Here is a 12,925-nt window from a genome sequence, read left to right as displayed (position 1 = left end):
TCCTCAGTGGCCGTGTTCGGCCTCGCCCTTGGCGAGTTCGGCTTTCAGCAGGAACGCGTTGCTGCCAGCGACGCGCTCGTCGCCCGACAGCCCGTTGAGGATCTCGACGCGGTCGCCTGCGCGGCGGCCTGCGAGCACAGGGGTTACGCGGAAGCCTTTTTCATCGGTCACGAACACAACCGAGCGACCTTCCACCGTCTGCACGGCATCGACCGGCACGGTCAGCGTGTCGTCCTGGCCTGCCGCCACCACGACACCGGACACCGGTGAACCCGCTGGCGGCAGCATCCCGGATTCAGGGCGTGCACGGATGATCGCCATGCCGCCCTGTTCGCGTACGTCGGCGGCCACGCCGATCACGACGGCGCTGAAGCTCCCGGTGGCCCCGGTAACTTCGATGCGCGCATCAGGCGCGATCTGCGCGGCGAGCGCGGGCGGCGCGGAAAAGACCAGTTCGGTCTGCGCAGGATCGGACACGTTCGCCACGAGGTCACCCGCGGCGACGAAGCCGCCTGGCGTCACCTGCACCGCGCCGACGATGCCGGCCACGGGAGTGGTGATGGTCACGCGGCCGCCTGCATCCGGTGAGCCGGCCGCGGCGACCTGCGCCGCGGCAGCCCGGGCAGTCGCATCGGCCGCCAGCGAGCGCGCGCGCGAGGCTTCGAGTTCCTGCCGTGCGACCACGCCCTGGGTGACCAGGGACTGGTCGCGCTGGTACACCAACCGGGCCGCCTGGGCCTCCGCGCGTGCGGCATCGGCGCTTGCCCGCATGGTCGCCGCTTCGCCGCTGACGATCACGGCGAGCGGCTGGCCGGCGCGCACGGGGGTGCCAGGCGCCACGACGACGCGCTCAACGCGGCCGCCAACGGAGGCGGCAACGGCAGCGCGGGCGCCAACGGCGGACTCGACGCGACCGCTCAGGCGTGTCTCGCCGCCACCGCCGCGGCCCAAAGCCACGACCTGGATGCCCGACGCTTCGATCTGCGGTTGCGTGAGGACCACCAAGCCTTCTTCGCCCTCGGCCTCTTCATCGCCATGTTCGCCCTGATCGCCATGTTCGCCTTGGCCGCCACCATCGACATGGCCCGCAGGGCTGGGGCCAGCGTCCTGCCCGCCGGTGAGCTTCGCAAGGCCGTAGCCTGCGAGGACGGCGAACACGAGCGCCGCAGCGAACATCATCAGTCGCCTGGTATCGGTTTTCATCGGGAGTCTCCAAACGGGGCGCGGCCTTCCAGGCGCGCCAGGTCGATTTCGGCACGGACTCGCGCGATCCGCGCGTCCACGGCGGCGTTGCGCGAGGCGATCAGCGCCGCACGTGTGCTGCGAAGTTCCAGCTGCGAGATACGGCCGGCCTCGAAGCCGATGCGGGACAGGCGATAGGCCTCTTCGGCGGCTGCGACGCCGTTGTCGGCGGCGCGCGTGCGGCTGCCGGACGCGGCAAGCGCCGCCACGGCGGCAAACCGGCCTGCTCGCGCTTCCTGCTGCTGCGCGATCAGTCGGGCTTCGGCGGCTCGCTCCTCAGCGTAGGCAGCGCGGATACCGCCCCGGTTGCGATCGAACAGCGGGACGGTCAGTTCGATGCCGACCGTGAACGCCTCATCGCCGGTGTCACGATATCGGCGCATGCCAAGAGAGGCGTTGACATCCGGGCGGGCACGGCGCCTTTCGACCGTCACCAGCCGACCGGCGGTGACGAGTTCAGCCTGGGCGACCTGGACCGCCAACGGATCGGCGTCGCCTGCTTGCGGCGTCCCCGGCGCGCGATCAAGCAGGCTCGCGCCGATTGCCTGGACCGGCCGGTCGAGCAGGGCTATCGCCGACAGCCGCGCAAAGGCGGCGTCCCGAAGGGCGCTGGCCTCATCAACCGCAGCCCTGGCGGACGCGACCTCACTCTGCGCCTGGATGTCCCGCAGGGTGGCTTCACGCCCTTGTTCGACCATGGCGGCGACCCCGCGCGCATCCTGCTCGGCCAGGGAAAGGGCCTCGGCCGCGAGCTCGTGTCGCCGTGCCGCGGCTTCGGCCTCCGCGTAGACCAGCGCCACCTGAGCTGCGACCTGCCAGCGGACTTGTTCGCGTCGCAGGCCCGCAGCATCGGCGTCAGAGCGCGCCGCCTGGACCCGGGCGCTTCGCTGGCCGAACAGTTCGAGAGGTTGGTTGATCGACAGGGTCGTTTCGGCGTTGCCGATGCCGTTGTACGGACCGGTGCCGTAAACGTTCTCCATGTCGTACGCGATGGAGGGGTTGGGCAAGGCGCGCGCCTGGTCGGCGCGAGCGACGGCCGCGTCGTATCGGGCAACGGCCTCGAGCGATGACGGCAGTGCGTCAAGTCGAGCGATCAGATCTTCATAGGTCGGGGCGGTGTCGACGACCGGTTCGACCGCCACCGATGGCGAGGCGAACAGCAAGGCAGTCACCAGCAACCCGACCGCCAGGAGCGGTCGGACAAGTTGCGTGAGCATGGGAACTCCAGAAGCAAAAGTTGACGTGGGAGCCCGTCATGACGGGCACGGCACGTCAGCTCTGCGGAGGTCTCATCGGTCCTTCGGACAGCGCAGATGCACGACCTGGGTCATGCTGTGCGTGCTGAACGACGTGCGCGGCGGGGTAAACAACGGCGGCACTGCCAAAGAAATTGGCTGTCGAATGATGGCAATGGTTGTGGACACAACCACCATGCGCGCTTTCCGGAGCGTCGCCCTCACCAGCCTCATCCTGGGGCGCAGGTCCAGCGTGATCGCTCGCTGCGTGAGTGTCGACTTCGAACGAGCAAACGAAAGCATCGGCCACAGGCACGATCACCATCACTGCGACAAGCAGCGCGGCGATAAAGCCTCTCAGTCGGGGAAGGGCGCGGTACATCTTTCGCAAAATATCAGTCTCGCGTATCCGGATACAATTACAACGCCGGTCGAAGACCTCAACCGACTGCAGGCCCGCCACTCTCTTCCTGGCACGGCACGCATCTGGTGCCCCGGAGTTCCTGCAGCGCACCGCGCATCACTCGAACGGCGGATCGCAGAAACAGCAGCAGCAAGGCGGAGGCGATTACCAAGTCTGGCCAGCCCGCCCCGAACACCCACACCGCAATAGCCGCCAGCAAGACCGCGCAGCCTTCATAGATATCGTTCCGGGAGCACTCCCAGGCGGAGGACAGGTTGATGTCGCCGTTTCGATGCGGGGTCAGCAGCCAGAGGCAGAATGCGTTGGCGGACAGGTTCAGCACCCCCGCCAGTCCCATCGCCTCGAATACAGGCACGCCGGGGTTCTTGAGCCGCCACGCGATCTGGGCCGCGACCGCAACTGCTGCGCCCAGGATCAGCAGCCCTTTGAGGAAGGCAACTTTGGCTTTGGTCTGCAGGGACGAGCCAACGACGGCCAGGCTGACCGCGTACGTGAGGGCATCGCCAAGGTTGTCCAGCCCACCTGACAGCAGTGAGGAAGAACGGCTGAACCAAGCCGCGCCCATCATCATGACGAAGGTGGCGAGATTGATGGCCAGCACGATTTTCAAGGTGCGTCGCTGTGAGGCTTGCATCGACGCCACATCCACGATATTTCCACAGTCGCCGCAATCAGACATCACCAACTCCGTTAGCCAATATCAAGACTTCAATCGCGATCAGCTCGATCGCATACACCGGTTGCGTCCACTAGCAGATCCAGTCCATTGGCGGCCAGGCCACAGGGTTAGGCAATCCTCCAGCCAATGAAGGCCATCGCGGCATTCGGCACCAGTGCAATCCACAGCGCGCCCTTTTCCCGGGATTCCCTGGTCTGGTGGCAGTGAGGGTCGACTCAGGGTAAAGTCCGTAGCCGCTACAGACTCAAGCGGGGTGCCCATGAAGATCAGCGAAGCCGCCGCCGCCAGCGGCTGCCACCTGGAAACCATCCGGTACTACGAGCGCGTGGGACTCATCCCATCGCCGAACAGGACCGGGAGCGGCTATCGCGACTACACCCTGGCAGACGTGGAGCGGTTGCGGTTCGTCAGCCGCGGGCGCGAACTGGGTTTCAGCCTGGAGGAGATCCGCAGCCTGCTGCGCTTGAACGACGATCCGAAGCTGTCGTGCAGCGACGTCGATGCGCTGGCGCGCGTGCACTTGGCCGACATCCATCAGCGGATCGAGGCGCTGACCCGCATGGCGGGCGAACTGGAGCGAGTGATTGCCCAGTGCGCTGGCGGCGAGCGCGGAACATGCACCATCCTGGGGGCACTGCGGCACACGGGCCACGATGTGACTTCGTGCGCCGATCCGGGGTGCCGCCCATGACCTTGGAACGGTACCTAAAGGCCGCCGAACGCGAGAACACGCAGCGCAGCTACGCCTCGGCGCTGCGGCACTTCGAGGTCGAATGGGGCGGCCACCTGCCAGCCACGCCGGACAGCGTGGCCCGTTATCTGGCCGATCACGCCGCGCTGTTGGCGAACAACACGCTCCGACAGCGGCTAGCTGCGCTGGCGTCCTGGCATCGCGAGCACGGGTTCGTCGATCCCACCCGCGCGCCATTGGTGCGCAAAGTGCTCAAGGGCATCCAGACGGTGCACCCCTCGGTGGAGAAGCAGGCCGAGCCTTTACAACTGACCCGACTGACGCAGGTCGACGACTGGCTCCGCACTGCGATCTCGGTCGCCCGCGAACGCGGCGATCGCGCGGACGAACTGCGCCATCGCCGCGACCGATCGCTGATCCTGCTGGGCTTCTGGCGCGGCTTCCGCGGCGATGAGCTGATCCGCGTGCAGGTCGAACACCTGCGTTTGATTCCCGGCGAAGGCATGACCTGTTTCCTGCCGCGCAGCAAGGGTGACCGCCAGGCTCTGGGCACCACCTACAAGGTGCCGGCACTGTCGCGGTTGTGCCCGGTGACAGCAACCTGGGGCTGGGTGAACGCGGTTGGATTGACGCAGGGCCCTGTGTTCCGCGGGATCGACCGCTGGGGCCGCGTGAACGCGACGCCACTTCATCCGAGCAGTCTGATCCCGTTGCTGCGCCGCCTGCTCACCGCGGCCGGGCTCCCGAATGCCGGGGACTACAGCAGCCACTCATTGCGACGCGGTTTCGCCGGATGGGCCAACGCGAACGGTTGGGACGTAAAGGCGTTGATGGAGTACGTCGGCTGGCGTGACATGCACTCGGCCATGCGCTATCTCGATGGCGGTGATCCATTCGCACGACAGCGTATCGAAGTCGGCCTGAAATCGCCGACGCTTCCACCCCCATGACTGACTGAGAACCCGCATGGCGTCGATCGAACGGACCGCGTATCCGCAATTCAAGCGTAATCCAGTCGTCCGGGAACTGGTCGCGGCCTATACGCCGACCGACGCCGAGCTGGCCTTCATCACCGAAAGTGCCCGGCAACCCGGCCATCGCCTGACCTTGGCCATGCTGCTGAAATCCTTCCAGCGACTGGGCTACTTCCCGGCAATCGATGACGTGCCCGCCGCGGTCGTCCGGCACCTCAGCAACGCTCTGCGTTACCGAGTCCAGATCAAGCCGGCCGACATCGCACCAAACAAGCGCTACCGCTATTTCCAGCGCATCCGGAACTATCTGCAGGTCCGAGCCTATGCCGACGGTGGCCTCGACGTGGCGGCCCGCGCCATCCATGAAGCCGCGGCCGTCATGGACAACCCGGCCGACCTGATCAATGTGGCGATCGAACAGCTTGTCCGCGACCGTATCGAGCTGCCCGCGTTCTCAGCTCTGGACCGCCTGGCTCGCCGGATTCGTACCTTGGTCAATGGCCGCTACTTTGCCCTCATTGACGCGCGCCTGACGGCGGATGAAAAGCAACGGCTCGACGAGCTGCTGGTCGTCACCGATGCCCGCATGAAGAGCCCACTGCAGGCCATCAAGCGCTTGCCCAAGCGTTCCTCCCTCCAGCATTTCCAGGAGCTGATCGACCACATTGGGCAATTGGGTGAACTGGTGGGCGATGAGCAGCATCTGGCAGATATCCCCGAACTCAAGCGCAAGCACTTTGCCGCCGAAGCCCGAGCCTTGGATGCCGCCGAGTTGCGCGATTTTGGCCCGACCAAACGACACGCGCTGCTGCTGTGTCTGATCCATCGTGCCCGGGTCCAAACCCGCGACGACCTGGCTGAGATGTTCATCAAACGCATGGGGAACATCCATAACCGCGGAAAAGAAGAGCTGGAGCGGCTGCGTGCACGCTACCGCGAGAAGACCGAGGCCATCGTCGCCACAATGTCGGACGTGATCCAGGTGCTCGATCGCCACCCGGGCGACACCGACGCGGGACGGGAAATCCGGCGCTTGGTCAGCACACGCGGGGGCGTCCAGGCCATGCAGGCCGATTGCGATGCCATCGTCGCCCATAGTGGCGACAACCATTTACCGCTGCTGTGGCCGTTCTACAAGAGTCACCGCGCCACCATTCTGCGCATGGTGCGTATGCTGGACCTGGAATCCACCACCGAAGACCGTTCGTTGATGGATGCAATTGAGCTGATTCTGTCGCAGGAGCGCGCCCGCGGCGATTGGCTCGACGAGTCGATCGATCTGACGTTCACGACCCAGCTCTGGCGAAAGACCATCACTCACCGCACCGAACAGGGCGAGGAGCGCATCCATCGCCGGCTATTTGAGGTGTGCGTGTTCTCCTCACTGGCCAACGAACTGAAGTCTGGCGACGTGGCCGTACGCGGCTCGGAAACCTATGCCGACTATCGCCAGCAGTTGCTGCCTTGGGAGCAGTGCGAGCCGCTGCTGGAGGACTATTGCCGCCAAGTGGGCTTGCCGGCCTCCGCGGTGGGATTCGTCAATACGCTGCAGAGCAAGCTGATGCAGGTCGCTGATCTGACCGACCAGGGTTATCTGGAGAACGGCCAGGTGATCATCGGCGACGACGGGTTTCCGGTGCTCAAGCGCCACAAGGCCAAGGACATGAGTAGTGGTGCGCGCGCCCTCGAGACCGCGATCCTCGACCGCCTGCGCGAGCGTAGCGTCATCGAGATCCTGTGCGATGTGGCCCACTGGACCGGTTGGCCGCGACATTTCGGCCCGCTGTCGGGCTCCGACACCAAGATCGATCAGCCCACCGAGCGCTACGTGCTGACGGCGTTCACTTACGGCTGCAACCTTGGCCCGGCCCAGGCTGCACGGCACCTGCGTGGTGCCGTTTCCGCACACATGCTGTCGTTCGTGAATCGCCGTCATGTGGATGCGAACAAGCTGGCTGCAGCCTGTCGCGACATCATCAACAGCTATGCCGGCCTGCAACTCCCAAAGTTCTGGGGGGATGGGAAGCGTGCTGCGGCCGACGGTACCAAATACGACCTGTACGACCAGAACCTACTGGCGTCGTATCACATCCGTTATGGCGGCTACGGCGGCATTGCCTATCACCACGTGTCCGACACCTACGTGGCGCTGTTCAGCCATTTCATCCCGTGCGGCGTCTGGGAAGCGGTGTACATCATCGATGGACTGCTGAAGAACACCTCCGACATCCAACCCGACACCGTTCACGCCGATACCCAGGGGCAGTCGCTGCCGGTATTCGGACTGTCGCATCTGCTGGGTATCAAGCTGATGCCGCGCATCCGCAATTGGCGCGACTATCGGTTCTTCCGTCCGGATGAAGACAGCCGCTACGAGCACATCGACGCGCTGTTCCGGGAAGACGTGGACTGGGACCTGATCGAGACCCACTGGAAGGATCTGATGCAGGTGGTACTGTCGATCAAGTCGGGCAAGATTGCCGCCTCGACACTGTTGCGCAAGCTAGGCAACTACAGTCGCAAGAATCGGTTGTACCAGACCTTCCGGGCACTCGGTGCGGCAGTGCGCACGTTGTTCCTGCTGCAGTACATTTCCGACCGCGAACTGCGCGAGCAGATCACGGCCTCCACCAACAAGGTCGAAGCCTACAACGGGTTTTCGAAGTACTTCTTCTTCGGCGGAGAGGGCGTGATCGCCGACAACGACCCACTTGAACAGGAGAAGGCGGTCAAATACAACGACCTAGTTGCCAATGCCGTCATCTTCCATAACGTGGTCGAGCAGACTCGCATCATCAAGACGCTAATGCGAGCAGGTTGGAAGATCACTCAAGAGGACGTGGCCGCACTCAGTCCCTACGTGACCAGCCACGTGAAGCGCTTCGGCGATTACCTGATCGACGTGGACGCGCTGCCGGAACCGTACGAAATCGAGCTGGCCCTGGCGGCGTAGCGTGGATCAGCCAGTACTGCCGCAGGAGCTGTGTTGCTGGATGGGCGGGCACGGCACCGTGCCGTAAGAACAGAACACGCAGCAATCGCCTTTTTTCGGGTGCATCAGGACATGGCAGGCGGGGCACTCATAGAAGAACTGGCACGCCGTGGTAGGCATGGTTTCGGTTGCCTGGTGTCCGCATGCCGGACACGTAAGCGTGCTCTGCAACTGCACTTCAGCCACCGTTTGTGCCCACCTTAACGGTGGCAGGAAAGCCGGCATCGGTGATGGCCTTCGCGATGGCGGCCGTGTTGGTGCGCTCGGTATCGAATGCCACCGTCACGATTGCGGCATGTGTATCGATACGCTTCGCTGTGACGCCCGGTACCTTGTCCAATGCTTTCTCGATCGTGATGCTGCACGCCGGACAGGTCATGTTTTCCACCTGCAGAACAACTTGCTTGGGAGTAGCAGCCCAAGCCAGGCTCATCCATGCCGTGAGCACCAAACTGAGAAGGATCTTGCGCATGTGGGACTCCTACAGAAGCCAGCCGATGTAGTAAGGGAAGAGCAGCAACAGAGCGATCAGACCACTGGCGAACCACAGCCAGCGCCGCCGGCGTCGCAACAGCGCTGGTTCGACGCAGATGCCGTCGGTGCGACAATGAGCTGCCGGGCCGTAGAGCATCCAGAACGCCCAGCCCAGGCAGACCAACGTGGCCGCGCTGAACCACGGGCGCCACGCGTCCAGAGCGGTGAGGTTGGAAATCCAGGCGCCGCTGATGCCCATCAAGACCAGCACCAACGGCACGACACAGCACACGGACGCGCCAGTGGCCGCGACGGCAGCGCCCAAGAGGGCAGGCAATGAAGACTGTGCGGGACGTTGGGCCATACCCGCATGGTAATCTCCGTACCTAAGTACGGAGTCAAGTTGATGGCTGCCAGTGCAATGACGATCAGCCGGCTGGCCGCGACCGCCGGCGTGCATGTGGAAACGGTCCGCTACTACCAGCGGCGAGGGCTGCTATTGGAGCCTGAGCGCCCGATGGGCAGCGTGCGTCGCTACGGACCCGACGATGTCGGCCGGCTTCAGTTCATCCGCCGAGCACAGGCAATGGGGTTCAGTCTCGACGAGATCGTGGGGTTGCTGGAGGTCAAAGGCCAGCGCGCCTGCGAGGAGACACGTCAGCTGACCGAACGGAAATTGGCCGAGGTGCGGCGGCGGCTCGGTGAGCTACGACAATTGGAAGCCGATCTTGAGCACTTGGTGGATGAATGTCGTCACGTGGTGACCGGCGCACCTTGCCCGACGCTCGATCTGCTGGCGCAACCGGCAGAGAAGAAAAAAACTGGCTAAGCCATTGTCGATAAAGAATTATTTGAAATCTGTGGGGCACTTTTACACGTATCTCGGCAGAACCCCTGGTTCAACGCGTGGCCGTGCTGTCCACCGCGCACAAGCTCAAGCGCTTGGCCAACCCCTGTGAGTTGCCCAGTGTCAGGACGCTGCTCAGCCGAGCCCGGCGTGCGGCGGTCAAACGCGGTGAACGCCCCACCAAGAAGACCGCCATCACCCGGGCCGAACTGGAAGCCATGCTGGCGACCTGTGACGACAGCCTCGAAGGCCTGCGTGACCGTGCCCTACTCTGCTTCGGGTTCGCCAGCGGCGGACGCCGCCGCAGCGAAATTGCCGCGGCGGACATGCGTGACATGCGCAAGGTGGGCGACGACGGCTACATCTATCGGCTTGAGTACTCGAAGACCCAGCAGGCTGGGGTGAAGGCGGATTCGACGCCGGACAAGCCAATCCTGGGGCGCAGCGCCGATGCGCTCGCTGCCTGGCTGGAAGCGGCGGGTATCCATGAAGGGGCGATCTTCAGGCGGATCTGGAAGGATCGGGTGGGCCCCGCCCTACTCCCTGGCTCGGTGGCTACCATCGTGAAACGCCGGGCTCTTTTGGCGGGGTTGGAAGGGGATTTTGGGGCCCATAGTCTGCGGTCAGGATTTGTCACCGAAGCTGGCAAACAAGGCGTGCCGCTGCCGGCGGTGATGGCGATGACCGAGCACCGGTCTGTGGCGAGCGTGATTGGGTATTTTCAAGCAGGCGCGGCAGAGGACAATCCCGCGGCACGGCTGTTGAAATAGCAAACTCTTTGCAGAATGGTTGGAGCGCACCTACTAAGAGTCTTGCGGCGTCTAGAAGGAGGCGGACGTGACCTACGTTATCGCGGGTGACCTAACTATGAGCAACAACAGCATTTCGATTGAAAGCATGCGCTGGGATCTGGCTGCTCTTCGCGACAATGTGCAGCGGCTGTTTGGCGATGATCAACGCAGGATCGTATCCAATTGCATCCGGTCCGTTGTGGATCGTCGCGAGTTCAGCCGCTACCACTATCGAGAAGCGATGCGCGCCATCGCCGCCAAGATTGACGGCAGGCCGGACTACGAAGTCATGGCTGCGATGATGGGCGCCTACGACAAGGAAACCGGCTCATTCGAGGATGCCAGGTTCACGGCCTATCTCCACATCGTAGCTAGCGTGCACAACATGAGGGCAGTGGCCGACAATCTCGTGCACTTGGTCTACTTCGCCATCGGCATGAACCTGGACAAGGATACTTGCATTGAAGAAAGACGGATCAGCTGGAACAAGGTCAAGGAAAGCTTGGGGGCCTTGGGAGTCCGTAGAGACCTCGATGCCCTGCACAGCCATGAAGATTTCAAGTATCTAGCTGCGCTGGACAACCACTGCAAGCATCGTGGGATCGTCGATATCGGCTTCACCGTCAGTGCCGTCGAAGATACCCATGGAATGCGGATCAACGCATTCTCCTACGAAGGCACCGACTACCCGCAACGATGGGTCAAACCACTTCTCAACGCAGAATATCAGCGTCAGGAGACCCAGATCATGCTTGCGGGCAACCATCTGAACGACTGCGTTGCATCACTTCTCTGACAGACCCTTTTAATCCGTTCACGTTAGCTAGAATGGCAACGGCTGCCACTCGTCCACGCTACCTCGCTGCGCCTGGATATTTCGTCCCAGTTCTGGGAACGCCTCCATGATCAGGCGATCGAACTCGTGGTTTTCGGCCGGGCCGTGCGCTCGCCAATCTGAGACCTTCGTGCGCCACTTCCCATTTTTGTCCTGTGCTTCCAGGTCGGCCAAGCGCCCATAGCACTCAAGTGCCGCATAGAAGACCCACCCGAATTGCCCGTATTTGGTCAGGACATGGTGGGCGACATCCCAGAACTTCTCATATCCCCAGCCCACGGGTGCACCGTGCTTGGCCGAATACAGGATGCTAAGCAGGATGCCCGGCTGGGCGTAGGACCAGGTGCCCTGCAGATGAGCCCCCTTCTTCTGGAAGGCCGATTGTAGGGCTGACCATCGCGCATCCATTGCCTCGGTCCCGGGCATGGCTCTTCCCTGATACTGCACGCGTGAAAGCCAGAAATCTTCCAGCTGCTCGCTCAACGCGGGGCCCTGGAGCTGGCGTTTCAGGTTCGCCTCGATCGCATCCGTGTCCACGAGGTAAGCGCGCTGCCCGCCCTGGTCGAAGGTGAGCTGGTCGAAGGACACGAGCTTCTGGCAATGTTCGAGCGCTGGAGCACTACCGCACCTCGGTGCGGGAGCAGCGCGAGCAGGAGCAGCGTCGGCACGAGCAGCAGGTGCAGGAACTGCAGGTCGCGTTGCGCCAGGCCAACGAGACACTGACCGCAAAGAACCACGAGCTGCTGCAGCTCAACCGCGACGCCGGGCGCCTGCTCGAGCTCAACGGGCGGCTGGAACAGGACCTGCGCCAAGCCCGCGAAGACGCTACAGGGCAGCAGCAGGCGCTGGACGGCCTGAAGCTGCTGGCCGCCGAACACACCGCGCTGCAGACCCGCTGGGCCGACGACACACACCGCCTGGACACGCTGCGGGGCGAATTAACCGGCGCACGCGACGCATTGGAGCAGGAACGCACCCATCGGCAGCAGGTCCAGGCCGAGGCCGCGCGAGTCAGCGCACGCTTGGAAGCGACGCAAGAGCTGCTCGAGCGCTTCAGCCCGGCGGCCGAGCCGCAGCGCCGCAAGCCACCGCGCACGACGGCGAAATAAACGTCGCCGCCAGCGGCTTAGTTATCAAACACGGCATCCCACGAATACTGCCGACCCGCTATCTATACGCACGCGTTGCCGAGTGTATTCATCTGCAGTTTACATGTGCCTGTATAGTTGAGTGCATGCCTCTCCGCGCACTCCTGATGCGGTTGTTCCTGATCGTTGCCCTGCTGGCCAACGGTCCGGGCATCGCTGGTGCGTCCATGCACATGGAGCACCTGCGCGACTCGACGGGCGACGCCGACCTTGTGACGGCGTCGCAGACAGTGTCCGAGGCTACGGCCGCCTGCCACGGGGCCGGAGCGATCGCTCCGGTGACCGACGACGACCATCACCCGCAGGCCGCTGACCAGACCGGGACAGCACCGCCGTTGGACGACTGCTGTGAGACGGACAACTGCTGTGCGTGCATGCATCATTGTTCTGCAGCACTCGCCGAGTCGGCACTCGCCGACTTCACCGTCCGGTACCGGCAAACTGCCGAATCGTTCCTGTCGGTGCACGCGTCCGCTGCACTGACCAATCTCTTCCGACCTCCGATCGGCTAAGTGTCGTTTCGCGCCCGCCAGGGCGCTGATGGACCCTGTCTGCTGCTGTCGCACCGACAGGGTAGCGCTCGCATTGCGAGC

13 protein-coding genes and 2 pseudogenes are annotated in these 12,925 nt (G+C 63.7%); 8 read left to right on the top strand and 7 right to left on the bottom strand.

Features of this window, described 5'->3' with window-relative positions; genetic code table 11:
- Positions 1-3: 3 nt before the first annotated feature.
- The 3 genes from ACF3M1_RS08490 to ACF3M1_RS08480 form a co-directional block, all read right to left on the bottom strand.
- On the bottom strand, positions 4-1,203 hold the full coding sequence (locus tag ACF3M1_RS08490; protein ID WP_096009483.1) for an efflux RND transporter periplasmic adaptor subunit: 1,200 nt from the start codon (positions 1,201-1,203) through the stop codon (positions 4-6).
- Positions 1,200-2,459, bottom strand: coding sequence for a TolC family protein (locus ACF3M1_RS08485; RefSeq protein ID WP_096009482.1), 1,260 nt, complete (start codon positions 2,457-2,459; stop codon positions 1,200-1,202). The genes ACF3M1_RS08490 and ACF3M1_RS08485 overlap by 4 nt, the downstream gene beginning before the upstream one ends.
- Before the next feature lie 458 nt (positions 2,460-2,917).
- The gene (locus ACF3M1_RS08480; RefSeq protein ID WP_096009587.1) at positions 2,918-3,580 is read right to left on the bottom strand and encodes a cation transporter; all 663 of its coding nucleotides are present in this window, start codon (positions 3,578-3,580) and stop codon (positions 2,918-2,920) included.
- A 259-nt stretch (positions 3,581-3,839) separates the two neighbouring features.
- Between ACF3M1_RS08480 and ACF3M1_RS08475 the strand changes: the two genes are divergently transcribed.
- From ACF3M1_RS08475 to ACF3M1_RS08465, 3 genes and pseudogenes are all read left to right on the top strand, one after another.
- On the top strand, positions 3,840-4,271 hold the full coding sequence (locus ACF3M1_RS08475; RefSeq protein ID WP_096009480.1) for a helix-turn-helix domain-containing protein: 432 nt from the start codon (positions 3,840-3,842) through the stop codon (positions 4,269-4,271).
- A pseudogene (locus ACF3M1_RS08470) lies at positions 4,268-5,218 on the top strand (site-specific integrase); the annotation flags it as partial. The gene ACF3M1_RS08475 and the pseudogene ACF3M1_RS08470, both read left to right, overlap by 4 nt.
- Positions 5,219-5,237: 19 nt before the next feature.
- A complete protein-coding gene (locus tag ACF3M1_RS08465) occupies positions 5,238-8,198 on the top strand; it encodes a Tn3 family transposase (RefSeq protein WP_394005108.1) in 2,961 nt (986 codons plus the stop codon).
- Between the two features lie 6 nt (positions 8,199-8,204).
- On the opposite strand, the gene ACF3M1_RS08460 is transcribed toward ACF3M1_RS08465, so the two are convergent.
- Genes ACF3M1_RS08460 through ACF3M1_RS08450 form a run of 3 tightly spaced genes read right to left on the bottom strand, consistent with a single transcriptional unit; the run spans position 8,205 to position 9,075 of the window.
- Positions 8,205-8,462, bottom strand: coding sequence for a GDCCVxC domain-containing (seleno)protein (locus ACF3M1_RS08460; protein WP_096009586.1), 258 nt, complete (start codon positions 8,460-8,462; stop codon positions 8,205-8,207).
- Positions 8,416-8,709 (bottom strand): cation transporter, encoded by a 294-nt coding sequence (locus ACF3M1_RS08455; RefSeq protein ID WP_394005107.1) that lies wholly within the window; start codon positions 8,707-8,709, stop codon positions 8,416-8,418. Before ACF3M1_RS08455 ends, ACF3M1_RS08460 begins: the two co-directional genes overlap by 47 nt.
- A 9-nt stretch (positions 8,710-8,718) precedes the next feature.
- Positions 8,719-9,075, bottom strand: a complete 357-nt coding sequence (locus tag ACF3M1_RS08450) for a mercuric transporter MerT family protein (protein WP_096009478.1) — start codon at positions 9,073-9,075, stop codon at positions 8,719-8,721.
- A gap of 42 nt (positions 9,076-9,117) precedes the next feature.
- Here ACF3M1_RS08450 and ACF3M1_RS08445 point away from each other — a divergent pair, with 42 nt between their 5' ends.
- The 3 genes and pseudogenes from ACF3M1_RS08445 to ACF3M1_RS08435 all read left to right on the top strand — a co-directional run bounded on the left by ACF3M1_RS08445 (position 9,118) and on the right by ACF3M1_RS08435 (position 11,145).
- Positions 9,118-9,540 carry a MerR family transcriptional regulator gene (locus ACF3M1_RS08445; RefSeq protein WP_096009584.1) on the top strand — a complete coding sequence of 141 codons (423 nt, stop codon included), beginning with the start codon at positions 9,118-9,120 and terminating at the stop codon, positions 9,538-9,540.
- A gap of 65 nt (positions 9,541-9,605) precedes the next feature.
- A pseudogene (locus ACF3M1_RS08440) lies at positions 9,606-10,328 on the top strand (site-specific integrase); the annotation flags it as partial.
- 67 nt (positions 10,329-10,395) lie between these two features.
- Positions 10,396-11,145: a hypothetical protein gene (locus tag ACF3M1_RS08435; RefSeq protein WP_394005106.1), complete on the top strand. Its 750-nt coding sequence runs from the start codon at positions 10,396-10,398 to the stop codon at positions 11,143-11,145.
- A 27-nt stretch (positions 11,146-11,172) separates the two neighbouring features.
- On the opposite strand, the gene ACF3M1_RS08430 is transcribed toward ACF3M1_RS08435, so the two are convergent.
- A complete protein-coding gene (locus ACF3M1_RS08430; protein WP_394005105.1) occupies positions 11,173-11,772 on the bottom strand; it encodes a hypothetical protein in 600 nt (199 codons plus the stop codon).
- A gap of 44 nt (positions 11,773-11,816) precedes the next feature.
- Here ACF3M1_RS08430 and ACF3M1_RS08425 point away from each other — a divergent pair, with 44 nt between their 5' ends.
- Positions 11,817-12,293 (top strand): integrase, encoded by a 477-nt coding sequence (locus tag ACF3M1_RS08425; RefSeq protein WP_394005104.1) that lies wholly within the window; start codon positions 11,817-11,819, stop codon positions 12,291-12,293.
- Positions 12,294-12,439: 146 nt separating this feature from the next.
- Positions 12,440-12,844, top strand: a complete 405-nt coding sequence (locus tag ACF3M1_RS08420) for a CopL family metal-binding regulatory protein (protein ID WP_343253950.1) — start codon at positions 12,440-12,442, stop codon at positions 12,842-12,844.
- Positions 12,845-12,925: the final 81 nt, after the last annotated feature.

It is taken from the genome of Luteimonas sp. WGS1318, from assembly GCF_043187535.1.
GTDB lineage: Bacteria > Pseudomonadota > Gammaproteobacteria > Xanthomonadales > Xanthomonadaceae > Luteimonas.
Note: the sequence above shows the minus strand (reverse complement) of the source record. Positions and strands in the feature narration are given on the sequence as shown.

Bases quoted from the DNA above. Each gene is read 5' to 3' on its own strand.
- ACF3M1_RS08490 (WP_096009483.1), bottom strand. From the start codon at position 1,203: ATGAAAACCGATACCAGGCGACTGATGATGTTCGCTGCGGCGCTCGTG.
- ACF3M1_RS08485 (WP_096009482.1), bottom strand. From the start codon at position 2,459: ATGCTCACGCAACTTGTCCGACCGCTCCTGGCGGTCGGGTTGCTGGTG.
- ACF3M1_RS08480 (WP_096009587.1), bottom strand. From the start codon at position 3,580: ATGTCTGATTGCGGCGACTGTGGAAATATCGTGGATGTGGCGTCGATG.
- ACF3M1_RS08475 (WP_096009480.1), top strand. From the start codon at position 3,840: ATGAAGATCAGCGAAGCCGCCGCCGCCAGCGGCTGCCACCTGGAAACC.
- ACF3M1_RS08465 (WP_394005108.1), top strand. From the start codon at position 5,238: ATGGCGTCGATCGAACGGACCGCGTATCCGCAATTCAAGCGTAATCCA.
- ACF3M1_RS08460 (WP_096009586.1), bottom strand. From the start codon at position 8,462: ATGCCGGCTTTCCTGCCACCGTTAAGGTGGGCACAAACGGTGGCTGAA.
- ACF3M1_RS08455 (WP_394005107.1), bottom strand. From the start codon at position 8,709: ATGCGCAAGATCCTTCTCAGTTTGGTGCTCACGGCATGGATGAGCCTG.
- ACF3M1_RS08450 (WP_096009478.1), bottom strand. From the start codon at position 9,075: ATGGCCCAACGTCCCGCACAGTCTTCATTGCCTGCCCTCTTGGGCGCT.
- ACF3M1_RS08445 (WP_096009584.1), top strand. From the start codon at position 9,118: ATGGCTGCCAGTGCAATGACGATCAGCCGGCTGGCCGCGACCGCCGGC.
- ACF3M1_RS08420 (WP_343253950.1), top strand. From the start codon at position 12,440: ATGCGGTTGTTCCTGATCGTTGCCCTGCTGGCCAACGGTCCGGGCATC.